Annotated in this window: 21 protein-coding genes; 11 read left to right on the top strand and 10 right to left on the bottom strand. The window is 62.5% G+C overall.

Going from position 1 to position 20436, the window contains the following annotated elements:
- The first annotated feature begins 7 nt into the window (after positions 1–7).
- A complete protein-coding gene (locus ACQKP1_RS17180; RefSeq protein ID WP_427276475.1) occupies positions 8–1219 on the top strand; it encodes an MFS transporter in 1212 nt (403 codons plus the stop codon).
- Between the two features lie 7 nt (positions 1220–1226).
- Entirely contained in the window at positions 1227–1979 is a 753-nt protein-coding gene (locus tag ACQKP1_RS17175) for a copper homeostasis protein CutC (protein WP_427276181.1), read from the top strand.
- A 4-nt stretch (positions 1980–1983) separates the two neighbouring features.
- Here ACQKP1_RS17175 and ACQKP1_RS17170 read toward each other — a convergent pair whose 3' ends face one another.
- Complete coding sequence (locus ACQKP1_RS17170) at positions 1984–3996, bottom strand: putative bifunctional diguanylate cyclase/phosphodiesterase (protein WP_427276180.1); 2013 nt, start codon at positions 3994–3996, stop codon at positions 1984–1986.
- 174 nt (positions 3997–4170) lie between these two features.
- Here ACQKP1_RS17170 and ACQKP1_RS17165 point away from each other — a divergent pair, with 174 nt between their 5' ends.
- Positions 4171–4767 (top strand): DUF922 domain-containing Zn-dependent protease, encoded by a 597-nt coding sequence (locus ACQKP1_RS17165; RefSeq protein ID WP_427276179.1) that lies wholly within the window; start codon positions 4171–4173, stop codon positions 4765–4767.
- 39 nt (positions 4768–4806) lie between these two features.
- Here the strand turns inward: ACQKP1_RS17165 and pcaF are convergent, their stop codons facing one another.
- From pcaF to ACQKP1_RS17150, 3 genes are read right to left on the bottom strand one after another with little or no spacing between them, the layout of a single operon-like run.
- Positions 4807–6012 carry a 3-oxoadipyl-CoA thiolase gene (gene pcaF, locus ACQKP1_RS17160; protein WP_427276178.1) on the bottom strand — a complete coding sequence of 402 codons (1206 nt, stop codon included), beginning with the start codon at positions 6010–6012 and terminating at the stop codon, positions 4807–4809.
- A gap of 12 nt (positions 6013–6024) precedes the next feature.
- On the bottom strand, positions 6025–6726 hold the full coding sequence (locus ACQKP1_RS17155) for a 3-oxoacid CoA-transferase subunit B (RefSeq protein ID WP_203017833.1): 702 nt from the start codon (positions 6724–6726) through the stop codon (positions 6025–6027).
- Positions 6723–7430: a 3-oxoacid CoA-transferase subunit A gene (locus ACQKP1_RS17150; protein ID WP_427276177.1), complete on the bottom strand. Its 708-nt coding sequence runs from the start codon at positions 7428–7430 to the stop codon at positions 6723–6725. The genes ACQKP1_RS17155 and ACQKP1_RS17150 overlap by 4 nt, the downstream gene beginning before the upstream one ends.
- A gap of 131 nt (positions 7431–7561) precedes the next feature.
- Between ACQKP1_RS17150 and ACQKP1_RS17145 the strand changes: the two genes are divergently transcribed.
- A complete protein-coding gene (locus ACQKP1_RS17145; RefSeq protein WP_427276176.1) occupies positions 7562–8323 on the top strand; it encodes an IclR family transcriptional regulator domain-containing protein in 762 nt (253 codons plus the stop codon).
- Positions 8324–8326: 3 nt separating this feature from the next.
- On the opposite strand, the gene pcaQ is transcribed toward ACQKP1_RS17145, so the two are convergent.
- Positions 8327–9250, bottom strand: coding sequence for a pca operon transcription factor PcaQ (gene pcaQ / locus ACQKP1_RS17140; RefSeq protein ID WP_427276175.1), 924 nt, complete (start codon positions 9248–9250; stop codon positions 8327–8329).
- Positions 9251–9346: 96 nt separating this feature from the next.
- Between pcaQ and pcaD the strand changes: the two genes are divergently transcribed.
- From pcaD to ACQKP1_RS17115, 5 genes are read left to right on the top strand one after another with little or no spacing between them, the layout of a single operon-like run.
- Positions 9347–10156, top strand: coding sequence for a 3-oxoadipate enol-lactonase (pcaD, locus tag ACQKP1_RS17135; protein WP_427276174.1), 810 nt, complete (start codon positions 9347–9349; stop codon positions 10154–10156).
- Positions 10149–10568, top strand: coding sequence for a 4-carboxymuconolactone decarboxylase (gene pcaC / locus ACQKP1_RS17130; protein WP_427276173.1), 420 nt, complete (start codon positions 10149–10151; stop codon positions 10566–10568). Before pcaD ends, pcaC begins: the two co-directional genes overlap by 8 nt.
- Positions 10561–11310, top strand: coding sequence for a protocatechuate 3,4-dioxygenase subunit beta (gene pcaH / locus ACQKP1_RS17125; protein ID WP_427276172.1), 750 nt, complete (start codon positions 10561–10563; stop codon positions 11308–11310). Before pcaC ends, pcaH begins: the two co-directional genes overlap by 8 nt.
- Entirely contained in the window at positions 11310–11924 is a 615-nt protein-coding gene (pcaG, locus tag ACQKP1_RS17120) for a protocatechuate 3,4-dioxygenase subunit alpha (protein ID WP_427276171.1), read from the top strand. Before pcaH ends, pcaG begins: the two co-directional genes overlap by 1 nt.
- 19 nt (positions 11925–11943) lie before the next feature.
- Positions 11944–12993 (top strand): 3-carboxy-cis,cis-muconate cycloisomerase, encoded by a 1050-nt coding sequence (locus ACQKP1_RS17115; RefSeq protein ID WP_427276170.1) that lies wholly within the window; start codon positions 11944–11946, stop codon positions 12991–12993.
- On the opposite strand, the gene ACQKP1_RS17110 is transcribed toward ACQKP1_RS17115, so the two are convergent.
- The 5 genes from ACQKP1_RS17110 to ACQKP1_RS17090 form a co-directional block, all read right to left on the bottom strand.
- Complete coding sequence (locus ACQKP1_RS17110) at positions 12994–13188, bottom strand: zf-HC2 domain-containing protein (protein ID WP_069043282.1); 195 nt, start codon at positions 13186–13188, stop codon at positions 12994–12996.
- On the bottom strand, positions 13185–13820 hold the full coding sequence (locus ACQKP1_RS17105; RefSeq protein ID WP_427276169.1) for a sigma-70 family RNA polymerase sigma factor: 636 nt from the start codon (positions 13818–13820) through the stop codon (positions 13185–13187). Before ACQKP1_RS17105 ends, ACQKP1_RS17110 begins: the two co-directional genes overlap by 4 nt.
- 105 nt (positions 13821–13925) lie before the next feature.
- Positions 13926–14357: a DUF3429 domain-containing protein gene (locus ACQKP1_RS17100; protein WP_427276168.1), complete on the bottom strand. Its 432-nt coding sequence runs from the start codon at positions 14355–14357 to the stop codon at positions 13926–13928.
- A gap of 3 nt (positions 14358–14360) precedes the next feature.
- Positions 14361–15350 carry an NAD(P)/FAD-dependent oxidoreductase gene (locus ACQKP1_RS17095; RefSeq protein WP_427276167.1) on the bottom strand — a complete coding sequence of 330 codons (990 nt, stop codon included), beginning with the start codon at positions 15348–15350 and terminating at the stop codon, positions 14361–14363.
- Between the two features lie 45 nt (positions 15351–15395).
- Complete coding sequence (locus ACQKP1_RS17090; RefSeq protein ID WP_427276166.1) at positions 15396–16292, bottom strand: LysR family transcriptional regulator; 897 nt, start codon at positions 16290–16292, stop codon at positions 15396–15398.
- A gap of 124 nt (positions 16293–16416) precedes the next feature.
- On the opposite strand from ACQKP1_RS17090, the gene ACQKP1_RS17085 reads away from it, so the two are divergent.
- Entirely contained in the window at positions 16417–18000 is a 1584-nt protein-coding gene (locus tag ACQKP1_RS17085) for a proton-conducting transporter membrane subunit (RefSeq protein ID WP_427276165.1), read from the top strand.
- Positions 18001–18004: 4 nt separating this feature from the next.
- The gene (locus ACQKP1_RS17080; RefSeq protein ID WP_427276164.1) at positions 18005–20419 is read left to right on the top strand and encodes a YbcC family protein; all 2415 of its coding nucleotides are present in this window, start codon (positions 18005–18007) and stop codon (positions 20417–20419) included.
- Positions 20420–20436 lie beyond the last annotated feature (17 nt).

Here is a 20436-nt window from a genome sequence, read left to right as displayed (position 1 = left end):
ACCCTTGATGTTGTCCTCCTTTTCGGTGGTCTATCGCCACAAGCCGATCCGAGTCAGTGCGGCCGCGATCTTCTTCTTCGGCTTCTCCGGCGCTGCGACGTCGCCCTACATGTCGCTGATCGGCATCCGTGAACTCGGACTGTCGGACGCCGTCTATTCGGTGCTGATTTTCCTCGCGGCTGTGGTGAATGTCAGCGCCAGCGTAACCGCCGGCATCATCGCTGACCGGTTAGGCCATTTCCGCTCGCCGATGATCCTGGCCGCCATCTTCGGCATCATCGGTTTCGGGCTCGTCTACGTGGTGCCGACGCCTGTCATGTTTGCCATCGCGACGCTGGTCTTGATCCCGGTTTTCGGCACGATCAACTCGCTGATCTTTGCCAATATCCGGGCGGTTTCTTCCGGCATGGCGGTACGCGAGCTGATGGCGGTGAATTCGGCCGTCCGGGCCATCCTTTCCGCCTCCTGGGTGCTCGTGCCCGGCATCGTCGGGGCGCTTCTGGTCGGTCGGCCGAGCATGCTGCCGGCCTTTCTGCTTGCAAGCCTCGCCTGTCTCGTCTGTCTCTTGCTCTTCGTCTTCGGGCTCGATCGTTCCAAACCCGTGCAGGAGGGGGAACGGCAGCACTATTCCTTCTTCCGCTCCATCCGGCAGATCGGCTCGGCAAGTGTCCTGCCAAGGCTTCTGGCGATTTCGCTGATCTCGGCCATGCTGCATGCCAATGGCACCGTTCTGCCTCTGATCGTCACCGGCAAGGCGGGCGGCACATCTGCTGATGTCGGCGTGATCGTCGGGATCGTGGCCTTTCTCGAGATCATCTTCATCCTCTTCTGGGGATGGGTCGAAGCCAGAACCTCGATCCTCTTTGCCATGGTTACGGCAGCGCTGATCTATTGCAGCTATCTCGTCTTCCTCGGGCTCGCCGACCGGCCGATGGACGTCTATCTGCTCACGGTTGTTGCAGGCCTTGGCGCCGCCGGCATCATCGCGATCCCGATCACCTATCTACAGAACCTGATCGCCGACCGGGCGGGTCTCGGCAGCTCGCTGATTGCGGTCAACATCTTCTTGAGCGGTGGAATGGCCTCGCTGATGTTTGCGCTCGGCACCAGCATCAGCGACTATGCGGGTACGGCGATCATCGCCTCGATCGCGGGCTTCGTGGGTGTCGGGCTGCTGTGGCTGCTCGATCGGACACCGAAGCTCAAAACAGAAGGGTGAAGAACAGGTGGCCGCGACTCCCCAAGGCAAACCATCAGGACTGCTACTCGAAATCTGCGTCGATGACTTCGCGGGTCTTGAAGCGGCGATTGTCGCTGGGGCCGACCGTATCGAGCTTTGCTCGGCGCTTGGCTCGGGTGGCCTGACACCGTCTTGTGGGTTCATGGCGATCGCTGCACGCGCACCGATCCCTGTGCATGCCTTGATCCGTCCGCGTGCCGGGCATTTCACCTACTCGATGGATGAGATCGCCGTGATGGAGGCGGATATTCATGCTGCGCGGGAGGCGGGGCTGGCCGGTGTGGTGATCGGTGCGACCACCGATACTGCTGCGCTCGATATCGACGCGATCCGGCGGCTGATCAAAGCGGCCGACGGTCTCGATCTGACCCTCCACCGGGCAATCGATGTGGTATCCGACATGGACGTCGCGCTCGATCTCGCCATGGAACTCGGTTTTTCCCGCGTTCTCACCTCAGGTGGCGCGCGGCATGCGGAGCAAGGGCTCGCGGTAATCGAACGTCTCGCCCGCCACGGTGCAGGACGCATCTCGATCATGCCCGGTGGGGGTGTGCGGCCCGAGAATGCCGCCCTTTTCCTTGCTGTCCCTGAAATCCGAGAACTGCATGCCTCTTGCAGCCAGGCTGACAGCGGACAGGATCGACTGGTCGAACTCGGTTTTGAGGATCAATCCGTTCGCCGCACGGATGCGGACACGGTCCGGCGTCTCAAGGCGTCGATGGGCATGCGTTCATTGTGAGATCTCAGGAGGCGAGAGCCTGGGCGTCCTGCAGGGCGAGCCGCTTCAACGTTTCCTCTGCCGTCATGGGCTTGCCGAAATAATAACCCTGGACTGCCCGGACACCGAGATTTTCGAGGATGCGCAGTTCCTCTTCGGTCTCGACGCCCTCGACGATCGCTTCCAACTCCATCTCGTAGCACAGCGCCAGCACCGACTTGACGATGTTGAAGCTCGTCTTGCGGTTATGGATGTTGCGTACGAAGCTCCCATCGATCTTGATCTTGGTCAGCGGCAGCTTGTGCACGTGGTTCAAGCTCGAATAACCGGTGCCGAAATCGTCCAGCGAGATGCCGGCGCCGAGCTCGCGCAGCATCTGGATCGAGGCGCTCGCCTGCTCGAAATCATGCATGACCGCGGTTTCGGTGATCTCGAAGTTGATGCGGCGGGGATCGAAATTGCTTTTGAGCACGATCGACACGATCTTCAACGTGTTCTCCGGCGATGTCAGATCGTGGGGAGAAAGATTGAAGGAGAGGTAGACATTGTCGGGCCAGAGCGCGGCTGTTCTCAGCGCCCGCTTCAGCAGCATGCGGGTCATCAGCGTGATGCGGCCGTTGTGCTCTGCCACGGGGATGAATTCCGCCGGAGAGACCTGACCGATCCGCGGGCTTTGCCAGCGGGCAAGGGCTTCGAAACCGATGCAGATGCGCCGGTCGACGCAGGTGATCGGCTGGTAGACGAGCGACAGTTCCTTATCGAGATCCGCTGCGACCAGCGCTTCCTCGACGATCTTCTGCCGGTTTAGCTCGTTCGCCTGGACCGCGTTGAAGATCACAGTGCCGGCACGGTGCCGTCGTTTAGCGGTATAAAGAGCGTAATCGGCGAGTTCGTAAATCTCCTGTCCGGTCGCACCGACGTCGGGATAGAGCGCAAAGCCGACCGACCCGGTCACCTGCACCATGCCGCTCCCGATATTGATGCGTTCGGCGATCAGTTCGCAGACCTTTTCGCCCAGCGCCATGGCGTCGCCCTCGGCCACGTCGCCTTGCAGCAGAAGACCGAATTCGTCGCCGCCGAGACGGTAGACCGATAGCCGCTTGTCCGTGATCGTCGACAGGCGGTTGCTGATCTCGATCAGCACCTTGTCACCGGCCGAGTGACCGTAGAGATCGTTGACAGGCTTGAAGCCGTCCAGATCGATCACACCCACAGCCAGCCGGCCATTGCTGCTGCTGGCGCGGTTGAAGGCCGTTTCGAGCATGTGGAAGAAGCTGCGTCGGTTGGCGAGCAGCGTCAGGCTGTCGAGATTGGCAAGGCGCAGGTTCTCGTCCGACAGCGCCTGCATCGCCTTGTTCTGTTCCTGCAGGGCTTGCTGCTGCAACATTAGAACGTTGCGGGACTCGTGCAGCTGGCGGAAGTCGCGGTAATGCGAGACGAGGATCATGATCATCGCCATCGTCACCAGAATGACATTCACGCCTGTGGCGATAAACGTCGGCTCGCCCGACATCAACATGACCACGAAGAAGGGCAAGTTGACCGTGACCGTGACGATCAGGGCTGCCGACCTCAGATGCATCAGGCAGAAGATGCAGCCGATGACGGTGATCGCCATGAAGAAGGCGACATGGGCCTTCTGGTATGGGTCGCCATAGGGCAAAAGCGAGACCGACCAGGCGGTGCAGAACACCGCGATCGGAAATGACAGGATGTTCGTGGCTCGGAGCTGGCGATAGGCTTGTTCCGGCGTGCGCTCACGCTTGCGCCCGCGCAGCCAGATGAGCGAGCGCAGTGCAAAGAGCGTGGTCAAAACAGCAGGCAGATAGACAACGAGATAATCGGGAGCCGCACCCTGGTGGGTCCAGGCCAGTGAGACCATGTTGGTCGCGAGAATGAAGTAAAGAAGCGGGACCTGCTTCGAAAAGGCTTCGAATTGAGCCGCGGTCAGCGCGGGATTGCCGTTCGGAACCTTGAGCAGGTCGAGCCAGCGTCCTGCACGTGTCTGGATGCCCTGTGTCGTCCCTTTGTTATCCACGCCTACAGCTTCTCCCCGCGCCTCAAGTTGAAAAACCTATATGAGATTCCGTTAAAATTACGGAAATTGCAGACTATCAATTTGTGGCGATGCGGCGCGCTTCTGGCAGATGATCGTTGCAGTTCCTTGGCGCCACAGATATCAGGATGGCCGATCCAGGGAGCTTTTTTGATCGTGACAGCAAGACTTCATGCGTTCGTCGGCCTTTTCGTCGTTATCAGTGCAGCGATACCGGCCGCCGCTCAGGAGTGGCAGGCGACGGAGAAGGTCGATCACTATAAGGTCAATGGTGCGTCGCCGATGGCGCTCTACCAGTCCATCGGTGAGCGTGGCCCGAAACTCAGCCTTGGTCGGGTGATCGCCCATACGACCTTCAAGCTCACCTGGCAGCGGGACTATCAGCAGCAGGGCCAGGCTTGTGTGCTCGCGTCTGCGAAGCCGCGACTGATCATCACCTATACGCTGCCGAAGCCTGCGCAGAAGCTATCGCCCGATGTCGCGGCGAAGTGGCAAGCGTTCTACGATGGCATTGTCGAGCACGAGAAACTGCATGGGCAGTTTATGAAGGACCTGACCCAGAACATCCAGGATGTTTCGATCGGTCTTCGCGACGAGAATGATCCGGGATGCAAGAAGGTGCGGGCAGCACTGCAGGCCCAGTTGAAGCCGATCTCGGATGCGCATGTGGCGCGCCACAGCGAATATGACCGGGTCGAGATGTCACCGGGCGGAGCTGTGCATCAGCTGATCCTGGCCTTCCTCAATCCCTGAATTAAAAAGGCGCCCGTATGGGGCGCCTTCAATCGTCTGTCAGACCCGTTCGAGCGCTATTGCGATGCCCTGGCCGACGCCGATACACATGGTGGAAAGCGCGTAGCGCCCGCCTGCTTCCTTCAGTTCCAGCGCTGCCGTTCCTGCAATGCGCGCGCCCGACATGCCGAGCGGATGGCCAAGCGCAATTGCTCCGCCATTGCGGTTGACGCGCGGGTCGTCGTCGGCGATGCCGAGATCGCGAAGCGTGGCGATGCCTTGGCTTGCGAAGGCCTCGTTCAGTTCGATGACGTCGATCTGCTCCTGCGTCAGGCCTAAGCGGGCGAGCAGCTTCTTCGAGGCCGGTGCAGGGCCGAAGCCCATGATGCGCGGCGGAACGCCTGCCGTCGCACCACCCAGGATGCGAGCGATGGGGTTGAGGCCATATTTCTTCACGGCGGCCTCCGAAGCGATGATCAGGGCGGCGGCCCCGTCATTGACGCCGGATGCATTGCCGGCGGTGACTGTGGCGCCTTCCATCTTGTTGACCGGCTTCAGCTTTGCGAGCGCCTCGACAGAGGTTGCGCGCGGATGTTCGTCGCGGTCGACGATGACAGGATCGCCCTTGCGCTGGGGGACGGTGACGGCTGTGATTTCCTTGGCCAGCCGGCCATTGGCTTGCGCTTCCGCCGCTTTGGCCTGGCTGCGCACGGCAAAGGTGTCCTGATCCTCGCGTGAGACCTTGAAGTCAATCGCGACATTGTCGCCGGTCTCCGGCATGGAATCGACGCCGTATTGCTTCTTCATGAGTGGATTGACGAAGCGCCAGCCGATCGTGGTGTCGTAGATCTCGGCATTGCGGGAAAAGGCTGTCTCGGCCTTCGGCATGACGAAGGGCGCGCGGCTCATGCTTTCGACGCCACCTGCAATCATCAATTCGGCTTCGCCCGACTTGATGGCGCGGGCGGCGGTGATCACCGCATCCATGCCGGAGCCGCAGAGGCGGTTGATCGTGGTGCCGGTGACGGAGACCGGCAGGCCCGCCAGCAGGGCCGACATGCGGGCAACGTTGCGATTGTCTTCGCCGGCCTGGTTGGCGCAGCCGAAGATCACGTCCTCGATGGCTTCCCAGTCGATACTGGCATGGCGCTCCATCAGCGCCTTCAGCGGCACGGCGCCGAGATCATCGGCGCGGACGGAGGAGAGCGAACCGCCGAAACGGCCGATGGGCGTGCGGATGTAATCGCAGATAAAGGCTTCGGTCATGGCTTGTACTCCTTACAGCGCGGGCACGACGAGGTCGGCGACCGGACCGTCGGTATGCAGCTTGGCGCCGGTCATGGCCTGGAGCTCGTCCATCGTCATAGCAGCGAGCTTCTCGCGCACGACGAACTTGCCGTCGACGATGTCGATCACGGCATGGCTCGTGTAGACACGGGTGATGCATCCGACGCCGGTCAGCGGGAAGCTGCAGCGCTCGACGAGCTTTGGCTTGCCGTCCTTGGTGACGTGTTCGGTGATGACGACGACCTGCTTTGCGCCATGCACGAGATCCATGGCGCCGCCGACGGCCGGAACGCCCTTGGAGCCGACGCGCCAGTTGGCGAGGTCCCCGTTTTCGGCGATCTGATAGGCGCCGAGGATCGCGACATCGAGATGGCCGCCACGCACCATGGCGAAACTGTCGGCGTGGTGGAAGAAAGCCGCCCCCGGCTTCAGCGTGATCGCCTTCTTGCCGGCGTTGATCAGGTCCCAGTCTTCCTCGCCGGCGGCTGGCGCTTCGCCGAAGTTCAGCACGCCGTTTTCGGTGTGGAAGATGGCCTCACGTCCCTCGGGCTGGAACTTGGCGACCATTTCCGGAAAGCCGATGCCGAGGTTGACATAGGCGCCGTCCTGGATGTCCTGAGCGGCCCGCCAGGCGATCTGGGCGTTGGAGAGCTTGATGTCTTCGCGGGTGTCGATTGCAGCTGCGTCGGTCATGCGTATACCACTCCGGCCCGGATGAGCTCTTCTTCCTGTTGCGGGTTGGCGACTTCGACGACGCCATCGACGAAGATGCCGGGGGTGATTACCTGCTCGGGATCGATCTCGCCGGGCTTCACGATCTTCGAGACCTGGGCAATGGTCTTGGCAGCCGCCATGCACATCAGCGGATTGAAGTTGCGGCCGGCCATCCGGTAGGTCAGGTTGCCCATGGTGTCGCCGAGATGTGCCTTGACGATGGCAAAGTCGGCCTTCAGCCAGCGTTCCTGAACATATTTGCGGCCATCGAACTCGGCGATCACCTTGCCCTCGGCCAGTTCCGTGCCGAAGCCTGTCGGGGTGTAAAAGGCCGGGATGCCGGCGCCGCCGGCGCGGATGCGCTCGGCAAGCGTGCCCTGCGGCACGAGTTCCAGCTCGATCTCGCCGGCGAGATAGCGGTCGGTGAAGGCGCGGGGATCGGATGAGCGCGGGAAGGAGCAGATCATCTTCCTAACCATGCCGGCATCGATCATCGCGGCAATGCCGATGCGCCCGTTTCCGGCATTGTTGTTGATGACCGTCAGGTTCTTCGGCCCCTTATCGATGAGCGCATGAATGAGCTCGATCGGTGCGCCGGAGCCACCGAAGCCTCCGATCATGACGGTTGCGCCATCGCCGATCCCGGCCACGGCATCCGCCGGGCTTGCAATTCTCTTGTCCATGGGAACTCCCGTTTCCTCGAGCGCGGTCACCCGGCTCCTCGTCTAACAAATAGGTCCCTCCATCCATCGACAGCAAGCAATTTGTGCGATATTTGATATTTGTTCGATAATCGCACATTTTGGGGATGCATATGGGGATCGGAGAGCGGGATCTCATGGGCGGTTTTGCCAAGGGGCTGAAGGTGCTGGAAGCCTTCGGTGTCGACCGCCAGCGCCTGAGTATCAGCGAGGCTGCAGATCTGAGCGGCCTCGACAGGGCGACCACACGGCGCTGCCTCTTGACGCTCGCCGAGCTGGGCTATGCGGATTATGACGGGAAGTTCTTCTCGCTGACGTCGAAGATCCTGCGGATCGGCCATGCCTGGCTGTCCGCCACGCCGCTGCCGGTGCTTCTGCAGCCGCATCTGGATGAGCTGTCCGAGCGTCTCGGGCACAGCGCCTCGGCCTCGATCCTAGACAATACCGAGATCGTGTATATCGCTCGCGCCGCACAGAAGCGGGTCATGTCGATCAATCTGATGCCGGGGTCGCGGCTGCAGGCCTATAGCGCGTCGATGGGACGGGTGCTGTTGGCGGCGCTTTCGGATGCCGAGGTCGATGCCATCCTCGCCGCTTCGCAGTTGAAGGCGCATACGCTTCGGACGTTAACCGATCCTCGTTTGCTGAAAGAGGAAATCGTCAAGGTCCGGCAGCAGGGATATGCCGTCATCGATCAGGAGCTTGAGATCGGTCTCTGTTCCATCGCTGTGCCCATCAGCAACGACCGGGGCCGTGTGGTGGCCGCCATCAATGTCGGCGCGCCGGCCGCGATCCTGCCGGCTGCGGAACTGCCGTCACATTGCCTGCCGGCCCTGCGCGAGATGCAGGCTCGGCTGAAGCCGCTCTTGCCCTGAGGTTCAGGTCTTCGCCACCTCGGTGGCGGCCTCGCGGATCGTGCGCATCAGAAGCGCCAGCGGCATGGAGGGGACGGCATCTGCCCGAACGGTAAGGCCGACCGGTCCCTTGGTCTCGCTCGTGTCGATCGGCAGGGCTGCCAGCGTGCCATCGGCAAGGTCCGTTGCCACAACGCCGGCTGAGATGATCCAGACCGCATCCGTCTGGCGGACAAAGGCGCGGCCGAAGCTGTCGGACACCGTTTCGATCTGGGTGGGGATGCCGGAGATGCCGTTTGCGATCAGGAAGCGCTCGACGAAGGGGCGGATGATCGACGCCCGTGTGGGCATCAGCACGGGGTAGCGCTCAAGCTCGCCGAAGAGGTCGGAGCCGGCCAAGAGGAGCGGATGTCCGGCGCGGACGCAGAAGATCACCTGCTCGGAATAGAGATGCTCGAAGGAGAAGCCGGTCATCTGCTCGGGGGCTGCCAGACGGCCGACGACGAGGTCAAGATCGCCGACCCGCAGCTGTTCGAGAAGGACGGCGTTCTCGCCGGTGACGATCTTGATGCGGGCGGGCACATCCTCCTTGAGGAACAGCGTCATCGCCTGCGGCATGATGCGGGTTGAGACCGTCGGGAGCGCCCCGATCCGGATCGGCGGGGCATCGGCATGCAGGGCATGGGAGACGGAATCGAAACCCTGGCGGAGCGCTGTCAGTGCGGCGCCTGCGTGCTTGAGGAAGGCTTCGCCATAGCGGGTGATGCGGATGCCGCGACCATCCTTTTCGAACACCGCGACACCCAGCACCTCCTCGAGCTCCCGGATTGTCTTGGTCACGGCTGGCTGGCTGACATGCAGGAGTTCCGCTGCCTTCATGACGCTCTTTTGACGTGCCACCTCGACGAAGGTTTGCAAGTGCCGAAACTTCACGCGGTTGTCGATCATCGGGAAACATAACCCTGCGGTTAGGAATAAGATGGAAAACATCATTTTACCTAACCAAACCGCATGAGCAATATGCAGATAACGGAGGAGGAACCCGTGCAGTTCGTTCAGCTCAACGGCGTCAGCCTGCATCACCAGATCATTGGTGGGCCGGGCAACAAGCCGGTCATCGTCTTCATCAATTCGCTGGGCACCGATTTTCGCATCTGGCGCGACGTGATCGTCCGGCTCGCCGGCAGCTATCCCTTGCTGACCTATGACAAGCGCGGCCATGGTCTCTCTGATGTCGGGCAGGCGCCCTATACGATCGAGGACCATGTCGACGATCTGATCGGCTTGCTTGAGCATCTCAAGGTCAGCAATGCCGTGATCTGCGGGCTCTCTGTCGGCGGTCTGATTGCGCAAAACCTCTATGCGCGTCGGCCTGATCTGGTGAAGGCGCTCATCCTCTGCGACACGGCCCACAAGATCGGCACGGCGGAGATGTGGGCTGCCCGCATCTCAGCCATCGAGGAGGGTGGTCTTGACGGTATTGTCGATGGCGTCATGGAGCGCTGGTTCACACCGGCCTTCCGCAACAGCGATCCGGGCTTACTCGGCTATCGCAACATGATGCTCCGGCAGCCGGTCGACGGCTATATCGGCACATGTGCTGCGATCCGCGATGCTGACTACACCGAGGCCGCGGGGCGTATCGCCGTTCCCACGCTTTGCGTTGTCGGGGATCAGGATGGGGCAACGCCACCCGATCTCGTGCTGTCACTTGCCAAGCTCGTACCCGGCGCGCGCTACGAAGTCATCAAGGACGCCGGACACATCCCCTGTGTCGAGCAACCGGAAATGCTTACCACCATCATCGAGGCCTTTCTCGCGCCCGTCATTTCAGGAGAGGCAGCCCATGGCTGATGCCCGCAGTTCTTCCGACCGTTATCGACAGGGTATGGAGACCCGCCGCCGTGTGCTGGGCGACGCCCATGTCGATCGCGCCTCGGCCTCGGCCACGCCCTTTGATCAGCCCTTCCAGGAAATGATCACCGAGGGCGCCTGGGGCACTGTCTGGTCGCGACCGGGCATCAGCCCGCGCGAGCGCTCGATGATCACCATCGCGCTGCTTGCAGCCCTTGGTCATGACGAAGAGGTCGCGATGCATGTGCGCGCCACCGCCAATACCGGGGCGAGCCGCGAAGACATCACCGAAGCCTTGATGCATGTCGCCGTCTATGCCGGTGTTCCCGCCGCCAACAGGGCTTTCAAGATCGCCAAGCACGTGTTTGATAGGATAGACGCCGGGGAAACCGGGGGAGGGAGCCATGACTGACCTTTCGAACAAGAAGCCGGAGACGGGCGCCTTCTTTGCGCGCGATCGCGCCTGGCACCCACCGGCCTATACGCCGACCTACAAGACCTCCGTCTTGCGTTCGCCGCAAAAAGCGCTGCTCTCGCTCGACGGCACCAAGTCGGAGATAACAGGCCCGGTCTTCGGCCACTCGATGCTCGGCGAGCTCGACAATGACCTGATCCATAATTTCGCCAAACCCGGCGAAAGCGCGATCGGCGAACGGATCATCGTGCATGGGCGCGTGCTCGACGAGCGTGGACGGCCGGTTCCGGGTGCTCTCCTCGAGTTCTGGCAGGCCAATGCCGGCGGTCGCTATCGCCACAAGAAGGAAAGCTACCTCGCGGCCCTCGATCCGAATTTCGGTGGCTGCGGGCGCACGATCACCGACGAGAACGGCTATTACGCCTTCCGCACCATCAAGCCCGGTCCTTACCCCTGGCCTAATGGCGTCAACGACTGGCGGCCGGCGCATATCCATTTCTCGATCTTCGGTCACGGCTTTTCGCAGCGTCTGATCACCCAGATGTATTTCGAGGGCGATCCGATGATCTGGAAGTGTCCGATCGTGCTGACGATCCCGGATCGTGCGGCGATCGAGCAGCTCGTCGCTGCTCTCGACTGGTCGGCAACCATCCCGATGGATGCGCGCGCCTACAAGTTCGACATCATCCTGCGTGGCCGCCGCTCGACGCTATTTGAAAACCGGATGGAGGGGAACTGATGGTCCAGGATCTCGGCTACCTCAAGGAAAGCGCCAGCCAAACGGCGGGCCCTTACGTGCATATTGGCCTCACGCCGAACTTCGCGGACATCAAGGGCGTCTATCCCGTTGATCTCGGCACCACAATGGTGAACGACAAGACGCGCGGCGAGCGCATCACGATCACCGGTCGCGTCATCGATGGATCCGGCACGCCGCTCAAGGATGCGTTGATCGAGATCTGGCAGGCGGATACCGACGGGTTCTATAACAGTCCGTCCGAGACGCGCGGCAGTGCGGATCCGAACTTCACTGGCTGGGGACGCTGCCCCTGCGATCTTACGACCGGTGAATATCGGTTCGAGACGATCAAGCCGGGCCGGGTACCCTTCCGCGATGGCCGGTTGATGGCGCCGCATATCTCCTTCTGGATCGTCGCGCGCGGCATCAATCTCGGTCTCAACACGCGCCTTTATTTCGGCGATGAAGAAGCGGCCAATGCCGAGGACCCGATCCTTGCGCGCATCGAGCATCGCGTGCGCGTGCCGACGCTGATTGCGCAGCGTGACGGTTCGACCTATCACTTCGACATTCATCTGCAAGGAGAGAAGGAAACGGTCTTCTTCGACATCTGAGAAGGGCCTGGAGATCAGCATGACAGCTTCCGTCTTCGACCATCCGATCCTCTCCGGCCTTCTGGGCGATGACGAGATCGGCGCCCAGTTTACGGCTTCAGCCGAGCTTTCAGCCATGCTCGGTTTCGAGGTGGCACTTGCCGAGGCGGAGGCCGCGGAGGGTCTGATCACTGCGGAGGCTTCACAAGCAATTTCGGCTTTGCCGGAGGTCTTTCTCGCTGATCTCGATGCCATGAAACAGGCGATCGGCCGCGATGGCGTGGTCATTCCCGATCTCGTCCGGCAATGGCGGGCAGCCCTCGGTGAACACGGCAAACATCTGCATTTCGGCGCCACCAGCCAGGATGCCATCGATACCGGCCTGATTCTGCGACTGACGACGGTGCTTTCGATCCTTGATCAACGACTGGCAGCCGTGGCCACAGCACTCGACGGTCTGGATACGCGCTTCGGGGCGAAGCCGTTGATGGGCCGTACGCGCATGCAGGCGGCGATACCGATTACGGTTTCGGATCGCCTTGCGAGCTGGAAGTCGCCGGTGGTTGCCCACAAGGCGGCCGTTCAGGACATGCTGAAATCGGGTTTGCCGCTGCAATTCGGCGGGGCTGCCGGCACGCTCGAAAAGCTCGGCGACAAGGCGCTTGCCGTGCGCGCCCGGCTCGCCGATCTGCTGTCGCTCGCTGACCGCCCGCAATGGCACAGCCAGCGCGGGGTCATTGCGGACATCGGCGGTTTGTTGGCTCAAATCACCGGCAGCCTCGGCAAGATCGGGCAGGATCTGGCGCTGATGGCGGACAATGGCACCGCGGTGATCGGCGGCGGCGGTGCGTCCTCGGCCATGCCGCACAAGCGCAATCCCGTGAAGGCGGAAGTGCTTGTGACGCTCGCCCGGTTCAACGCCGTGCAGATTGCGGGCCTGCATCAGGCGATGGTGCATGAGCAGGAAAGATCCGGAGCCGCCTGGACGCTCGAATGGATGATCCTGCCGCAGATGGCGATTGCGACGGGCGCTGCGACGAGGTTAGCAACCGATCTGCTTCTGTCGATCGAGGACCTTGGCGATCGCTGATCAGCGCTCATCCGGATCGGAGGCGTCGGTCGCGACATAGCGGCGAGTCGCCTTGCGCATCATCCCGATCTGCCGGACAAAGCCCGAGCAGGCGTCACAGCCGAAGAGATGCAGCCGCAGCCGCAAGGTCTCGCCAATCGACAGGCGTCGATCGAGTTCATCCGAGGCGAGTTTCGTGGCATTTTCGCACATCATGACAGGCTCTCCTCCGGTGCAAACCAGTGCCCTTCGAGGCAATTGCGCAGACGCAGCCTGGCGCGATGCATCAGGACATGCATGTTGGTGGTGGTGATGCCGATCTCGGCACAGATTTCTGGTGTCTCCATCTCGACGAATTCGCGCATCATGAAGACGCGGCCCTGGTCGGGCGGCAAATGGTCGAGGCAGGCCTCGAAGACCCGCCAGAAATCCTTGCCCAGCAATTCGACCTCCGGATTGCCCCAATCGCTCGGCCTGTTTTCCGGGGCCCAGGAGCCCTTGGCGTCAAAGTAGCGAGGCTCATCTTCATCCGGGAAGTGACCAAGTGGCATGGCTATCATCTGCGATTGGCGGCGCTTGAAGCGGATCTGGTCCGCAATCTTGTTACGCAGGATGGCAAAGACCCAGGTGCGAAAGGCGGAGCGTCCGGCAAAGGCCTTGGCGTTGCGCAGCGCACCCGCCAGCGCTTCCTGCACCGCATCTTCGGCAAGGCCGGGATCGGCAAGCTGAAGGCTCGCAAATTTCAGCATGCGCTGGCGCAGTTCCGCCATGTAAACAGCATCGGCCAGGAACGGTGCGGCTGCACCGTTTCCGCCGTTCAATTCCTGCTCGCCCGCATTCGCCATCATGATCCCCCGGACATTGCCCGCGCTGCCAAGATCCAGCGTGCCACACAGCACGCCCCCATTTGTCGCGGCTCCCCAGGGGATCTTACAGCATGGAATAAAAAAATCTCATGTCAGTATCATCACCACAGCATAGGCGGCGATCACGAGCAGCGTGACATTGCGCCGAAGCGCCAGATACCAATCGGGTTGATCGCCCTTCCGATGGAAGGCCAGATCGCTGGCGAGGAGGGCGAGAAACACGGCCATATGCATCGCCATCGTCAGAGTGGGGAGTGACGTGTGGAGCAGCAGTGCGCCGATGGCGGTCAGGGCCGCGACATTGCTGACGACAAGCATCAGCTGTGGTTTCTCTGCCTTGATCTGTGCCTGGCTCCAGAGCGTTCCCGCCATGAAGCAGGCGATGCCCGTGCCGTAGGCAACAAAGGCCTGGGCGGCGAGTGCGGGCTCGAAGCGGAGCACCTGGGCCAGCCCGAGCACCCAGAAGGGGAGGGCGCCTGCATAGGTCAGAATTTTGGTGAGCGCGGGGTCGCGGTACATCGGTCAGGCTCCTTGCAGGCGGGCGATCAGTATTTCAGACAAAGCGAGGGCACTTTCGACCGCTGCCTCGACCCGGTTGCCAAGGCACCAGTCGCCACAGGCGCCAAGGCCGAGGGCTGGATCAAAGAGGAAAGGCTGACCCACCGGTCTTTCGACATTCGCGTAGCGCCAGCGGTGCAGGTCGAGCCAGGCGGGCGTGGAGAAGTTCTTCCCGAGAAGTCGCTTCAGAGACTGTAGCATCTCGGCCTGTACCTCGCCGCGGTCACGCTCCAGATTGGCCTCTGCCCAATCGTTTCGGCTGTGGATGGTGAGCGCGGTCTTTTCGGATCTACCCGGCTTGCTTGCCTCGATGGCAATCCAGCTGAGTAAGGGATCTTCGATGCGGGCGGCCTCGAAGCCGAGGTCCAGCTGGGCGTCGAGGCCGATCATCAGGGTTAAGCAGCCGCTCATCTTAACGGTTTTCAGGTCGGCATGGGCGGAGAAAGTCTCCGGCATCAGTCGGACGGTCTGCGGGGCGGGGGCGGTGGAGATGACAAGATCGAAATTGCCAAGATGTCTGTCCTCGTTGTCGCTCAGAGCCCAGCCATTTCCGGAGGGCGCAAGCCGTGCGACGCTCGCTTCCTTGCGGATCTCAAGCCCTTCGGCCAATCCGTTCGCAAACCCGCTCATGCCGGGAATGCCGATATAGCGCGGCTCGGTCGGGCGGCTGTCTGCCACAAGGCCGTTTGTGGTCAGCGTATGAACTGCCTTTGGCCAGATGCCGGCATGGCCCTGTGCCACGGCCTGTTCCGCTGCCGCCTTGAATGCCTTCGAGCGGGCCGTGAAATACTGCGCACCATGATCGAAGGAAAACCCCTCGCGCCGGCGATTGGCCATGCGGCCGCCGAGACCTCGGCTCTTTTCGAAGACGGTGACGTCGGCGTGAGCGGAGAGATTGCGGCCGAGCGTGATGCCGGCAATGCCGGCTCCGATGATGGCGATGGATGTGTTCACGCAGTCCCCTTCTCAAATGCTTGATGCGCTTGAGCTTTACGTTGTTCAGGCGCCAGCGGTTTTGCCGTCCTCGCTCGCTTCGAGCAGCGGCCGAATGAGCGGGTTGGGAAAGCGCCGCTTCACTGTGACGGCGAAGAAGGATTCGATCATGCCAGGGAGCGCATCGAACTCGACCAAAGTCCCGGCCTCGAGTTCGCCCTTGACGACGATCGGCGGGAGAACGGCTAGACCCGCCCCTTCGCGGGCCAGAAGACGCATCATCGCCATGTCGTCGACTTCCGCCGCGATCTGCGGGGCGATGCCGAGGCGCGCAACGAGGGCTTCGAATTGCGAGCGCACGCCGCTTTCCAGCGTCGGGAGGATGACCGGATGCTCTGTGAGCAGATCGCCGAGGGTCGCGCCCGGTTTGCCATAGGATGGCTTGCCGATCAGGCTGACGCGCTGCTGGTAGACGTGCTGGGCGATGAAGGGCGTGACGGAATCGGCCATCGGCGCCTGGTTGAGCAGGACTATGTCTAGGTTCAATGCTTCGAGTGCGCCGAGAAGCTCGCTGGTGCTGCCGGAGCGCAGGATCATATCGACATCGGAGCGGCCCAGGATCGGGCGCAGGAACTCCATCTGGAAGTTGCGCGAGAGCGTTGCAAGCGCACCGATACGAATGGCGCGGCGGGTTCTTCCGGTTTCGTTCAGCGTCTCGACCAGTTCCTCGCCGGCTGAAAAGATAGTGTCGGCATGGTCGAGCGCGATGCGGCCCGCCTCGGTGAGATAGAGCTGTCGACCACGACGCTCGAAGAGAGAGTGGCCCAACCGCTCTTCCAGCTGCTTAATCTGGATGGAGAGCGCCGATTGCGACAGGTTCAGCCGCTCGGCCGTGCGGGTCAGGTTGCCGTCATGCGCAACGGCGCGGAAATAGCGGAGGTGGTGGTAGTTCAATTCGGGCATAGTTCTATTTTATAGAACGAATTTAGAGAAACAATGAATTTTTCTTGAGATCACGCGGCTGATAACAGGTCCGTGAGATCGCCGCTGCCTCCTCCCAAGCAGCGGCCCAGACCGGAGACATCACGTGATCCACCTGCTGCCACTCCTTGCACCGCTGTTGCTTGCCGGTGCCTCGTTCTATGCCTTCCAGGCGCCCGGCCTTCGCCCGCGTCAGGCGATCCGCGTTGCCGAACTCGCGGCTCTCGGTTCGATCGTCGTCGCGATCCTTTCCGCTGTCGTCCTCGTGTTGCAGGGGCCTGGCACCAGCCCGGCAATCGGCTACAGCTACTTCGCGCTGGCCTCGCGGCTTGACCTTGTCAGCCTTGTCATGCTGCTGCTCGTATCCTTCATCGGCTGGGTGGTGCTGCGTTATGCCGGCACCTTCCTCGACGGGGAAGAGCGGCAGGGCCCGTTCACCGGCTGGATGACGGCAACCCTCGCTGCCGTCCTTCTGCTCGTCCAGTCAGGTACGCTGCTTCAGCTCGTTATCGGCTGGGTCGCGACCAGCCTGCTCCTGCATCAGCTGTTGCTCTTCTATCCTGACAGGATCGCTGCCCAGCGGGCCGCGCGCAAGAAGTTCATCGTCTCGCGCACGGGTGATGCCGCGCTGATCGGCGCCGTCATCCTGCTTGCGATTTCCTTCGGCACTGGCGACATCGCCACCATTCTTGCCGCTGCGCGCGCAGGCGAGGGGCTGCCGCTGACGATTGCCGCCGCAGCCCTGTTGGCAATTGCCGCACTTCTGAAGTCCGCCCAGTTCCCCACCCATGGCTGGCTGACGGAAGTGATGGAAACGCCGACCCCGGTTTCGGCTCTGCTGCATGCCGGCGTCGTCAATGCTGGCGGCTTCCTCCTGATCCGCTTTGCCGATGTCATGCTGCAGGCGCCTGTGGTACTGGCGGTGCTGGTCATGGTTGGTGGCTTCACGGCGCTGTTCGGCAGTCTCGTGATGCTCACCCAGTCAGCGGTGAAGACCTCGCTCGCCTGGTCCACGGTCGCGCAAATGGGCTTCATGATCCTGCAATGCGGCCTGGCGCTCTTCCCGATCGCGCTTCTACACATCGTTGCCCATTCGCTCTACAAGGCACATGCCTTCCTCGCCTCCGGCTCGGCCATCGAAACGGTTGCCTCGATCAAGCGCCCCGGTCCGGTCGCGATCCCCAATGCCAAGGCGGTCGGGCGCGCCTTCCTGCTGGCGCTTGCCATCTATGCCGTCATTGGCCTGCTCTTCGGTTTCGCCGATAAGCCGCCGCAGGCTCTGGCGCTTGGTGCGATCCTGATCTTCGGCGTCGCCTATCTGATTGCACAAGGCCTGGCGGACGCGGCGCCCCGGGCGCTCACCTGGCGGACCTCGCTCTACGCGATCTCGGCGGCCACGGCCTACTTCGCCTTGCAGCGCATTTCCGACAAGCTGATGCTCGGGACGCTGCCTGCGACCCCACAGCCCGAGCCGCTCGAATGGACGCTAATGCTGCTTGCCGTCGTCACCTTCGGCGTCGTGGCTGTTGCCCAGTCGCTCTTCCCGCTCTGGGCCTATCATCCGGCAGCGGCGGGCCTGCGCGTCCATCTCGCCAACGGCCTCTACGTCAATGCCCTCTTCGATCGCCTGCTCGGTGGCTGGACGCTTCCGCGCACCCCCTCCGCAACGCCTGCTTCCATCAAGGAGTGAACCGATGACCGAGATGACCACGATCGACACCCTGCATGGTGAAGCACTCGCGCTTGCGGCGGATCAGGCCGTGCGGGCGATCCCGCCGGCCTGGCCGCTGACGGCGACCGTTGCCGTCAACCCATTCCTCGGCCAGATCACCGAGACGCTCGACCAGACGGCGGCCCGGCTCGCCCGGATCGGCGGCGTCAGGCTGGCATTGCCGCGCAAGCATTTTGCCGACCAGATCGCCAGGAGCGAGATCACGGATGAGGATCTGGCGGCGGCGCTCCAGTCGAGCGCGCTCTTCAGCCACATCGACCTGCCGGCGCTCAAGGCTGCCGTTGGCGAGGAGCCGCAGCCGGTGGCGGCACTCCCGACGATCGCGGAGCTTGCCGCGCGGGCCACGGGCAAGGATTGGCCGGGGCTCGTGTCCGAGCGGATCGGCAGTTTTGCGGCCGGCTTCTTCGATCAGGGGCAGGCCCTTTGGGCCGCCTCCCGGCGCAACGGGCTTTATGCTGCCTGGCGCGCCTTTGCGACCCATGATCTGACACCGGAAATCTTGGGGCTGAAGGGCTTCAGCATCCATGTCGACGAAACGCCGGAGACCCCGCATGGGGCGATCGAACGGGCTGCCGTCGCGCTTGGCCTCGGCGCCGAACCCGGCACCTATTTCCATCAACTTCTGCTGACCGTCGGCGGCTGGGCGCAGTATGCGCGCCACATCCAGTTCAAGGCCGAGGTCGAGGGACGGACGGACACGACGGCGCTCGAGCTGCTGGCGATCCGGCTCGTCTTCGAGGAGGCGCTTTATGCGCGTCACAAGACCGCCATCGAGAGTGAGTGGCAGCAGGTGCGGCGTGCCCATGCCGAGCCGGTCAGCCCTGATTTCGACACCACCATCGACGGGTTGCTGCAGGTCGCCGCCGAGCGCGCAGCGCAGCGGAAGCTTGCGGCCACGCTTGCTGCACCCTCGCCGATCAAGGTTGCCGAGTTGCGGCCGGTGCTGCAGGCGGCCTTCTGCATCGACGTGCGCTCGGAAGTCTTCCGCCGCGCGCTCGAAAGGGTTGATCCTGCTGTCCGCACGCTTGGCTTTGCCGGCTTTTTCGGTCTCGGCGCCGGCCACAAGGGCTTTGCCTCCGACGTATCAGAGCATCGCTTGCCGGTTCTCCTGAAGCCTTCCGTCTTCAGCTGCAGCGCCGTCGATCACGATGAGGATGCCGATCAGCAGGCGCGGTTCAGCGCGCGTGCCACCCGCGCCTGGGGCCGGTTCAAGCTGGCCGCCGTGTCGTCCTTCGCCTTCGTGGAAGCCATGGGCCCCGTCTATGCCGGCAAGCTGATGCGTGACGGTCTCGGTTTCGGCAAGGGCAAAGGTCCGGACGCCGCAAAGCCGCGCTTTGCCCCGAGCCTTGATCTGGATACCCGCGCCGTGGTCGCTGAAACCGTACTGAAAGCGATGTCGCTGACGGAAGGTTTCGGCCGTTTCGTGCTGATCGCCGGTCATGGGGCGAATGTGGTCAACAACCCTTACGCCAGCGCCCTTCACTGCGGCGCCTGCGGTGGCTATGCGGGTGACGTCAACGCGCGGCTGCTGGCCGATCTGCTGAATGATCGCGCGGTGCGGGAAAAGCTGGCGGTGAACGGGATCACCATCCCGGCTGATACCGTCTTCCTCGGTGGCCTGCACGATACCACGACGGATAGCGTGACGCTGTTCGAAGACGACTTGGAGAACGATATTCTGCCTGAAGACATCGTTCGCATCCGCCAGTGGCTCGCGCAGGCCGGCAGCCTGACGCGGGCAGAGCGGGCGCGGCGTCTGCCGCGGGCGACGGCTGACCGTGTCATCGAGCGCAGCAAGGACTGGTCGGAAGTTCGCCCAGAACTCGGGCTTGCCGGTTGCCGCGCCTTTATCGCGGCCCCGCGCTCGCGCACTGCAGGCCGGTCGCTGGAAGGTCAGGCCTTCCTGCACGACTATGTCTGGAAGAAGGATGAGGGCTTCAAGATCCTCGAACTCATCCTGACGGCCCCCGTCGTCGTTGCGAGCTGGATCAGCCTGCAGTATTTCGGCTCGTCGGTTGCGCCGTCGCTCTTCGGGGCCGGCAACAAGCTGTTGCACAATGTCGTTGGCGGCATCGGCGTGGTTGAGGGCAATGGTGGCAATATGCGGGCCGGGCTCCCCTGGCAGTCGGTCCACGACGGGGAGAATTTCGTCCACGAGCCGCTGCGCTTGACCGTTGCTGTCGAGGCGCCGAAGGATGCGATTTCAGACATCCTGAAGCGGCATGCGCAGGTTCGCGCCCTCTTCGACAATGGCTGGCTGCATCTCTTCACGCTCGACGAGCAGGGGCAGATGGCTTGGCGTTATGCCGGCAATCTCGGCTGGACGGATGTCCGGCAGAGAGCGGCATCGGGTGTTGAGCAGAAGGCCGCGAGTTGAGTTTCAAGACAGGACCG

The organism is Allorhizobium sp. NPDC080224, assembly GCF_050281005.1.
GTDB lineage: Bacteria > Pseudomonadota > Alphaproteobacteria > Rhizobiales > Rhizobiaceae > Allorhizobium.
The sequence above is the reverse complement of the archived record's forward strand: the minus strand, read 5'-3'. Positions and strand labels throughout refer to the sequence as shown.

Excerpts from the sequence above, each read along its gene's own strand:
- ACQKP1_RS17180 (WP_427276475.1), top strand. The coding sequence starts at position 8 with ATGTTGTCCTCCTTTTCGGTGGTCTATCGCCACAAGCCGATCCGAGTC.
- pcaF (WP_427276178.1), bottom strand. The coding sequence starts at position 6,012 with ATGACCGAAGCCTTTATCTGCGATTACATCCGCACGCCCATCGGCCGT.
- ACQKP1_RS17155 (WP_203017833.1), bottom strand. The coding sequence starts at position 6,726 with ATGACCGACGCAGCTGCAATCGACACCCGCGAAGACATCAAGCTCTCC.
- ACQKP1_RS17150 (WP_427276177.1), bottom strand. The coding sequence starts at position 7,430 with ATGGACAAGAGAATTGCAAGCCCGGCGGATGCCGTGGCCGGGATCGGC.
- ACQKP1_RS17145 (WP_427276176.1), top strand. The coding sequence starts at position 7,562 with ATGGGGATCGGAGAGCGGGATCTCATGGGCGGTTTTGCCAAGGGGCTG.
- pcaQ (WP_427276175.1), bottom strand. The coding sequence starts at position 9,250 with ATGATCGACAACCGCGTGAAGTTTCGGCACTTGCAAACCTTCGTCGAG.
- pcaC (WP_427276173.1), top strand. The coding sequence starts at position 10,149 with ATGGCTGATGCCCGCAGTTCTTCCGACCGTTATCGACAGGGTATGGAG.
- pcaH (WP_427276172.1), top strand. The coding sequence starts at position 10,561 with ATGACTGACCTTTCGAACAAGAAGCCGGAGACGGGCGCCTTCTTTGCG.
- pcaG (WP_427276171.1), top strand. The coding sequence starts at position 11,310 with ATGGTCCAGGATCTCGGCTACCTCAAGGAAAGCGCCAGCCAAACGGCG.
- ACQKP1_RS17115 (WP_427276170.1), top strand. The coding sequence starts at position 11,944 with ATGACAGCTTCCGTCTTCGACCATCCGATCCTCTCCGGCCTTCTGGGC.
- ACQKP1_RS17110 (WP_069043282.1), bottom strand. The coding sequence starts at position 13,188 with ATGATGTGCGAAAATGCCACGAAACTCGCCTCGGATGAACTCGATCGA.
- ACQKP1_RS17105 (WP_427276169.1), bottom strand. The coding sequence starts at position 13,820 with ATGATGGCGAATGCGGGCGAGCAGGAATTGAACGGCGGAAACGGTGCA.
- ACQKP1_RS17100 (WP_427276168.1), bottom strand. The coding sequence starts at position 14,357 with ATGTACCGCGACCCCGCGCTCACCAAAATTCTGACCTATGCAGGCGCC.
- ACQKP1_RS17090 (WP_427276166.1), bottom strand. The coding sequence starts at position 16,292 with ATGCCCGAATTGAACTACCACCACCTCCGCTATTTCCGCGCCGTTGCG.
- ACQKP1_RS17080 (WP_427276164.1), top strand. The coding sequence starts at position 18,005 with ATGACCGAGATGACCACGATCGACACCCTGCATGGTGAAGCACTCGCG.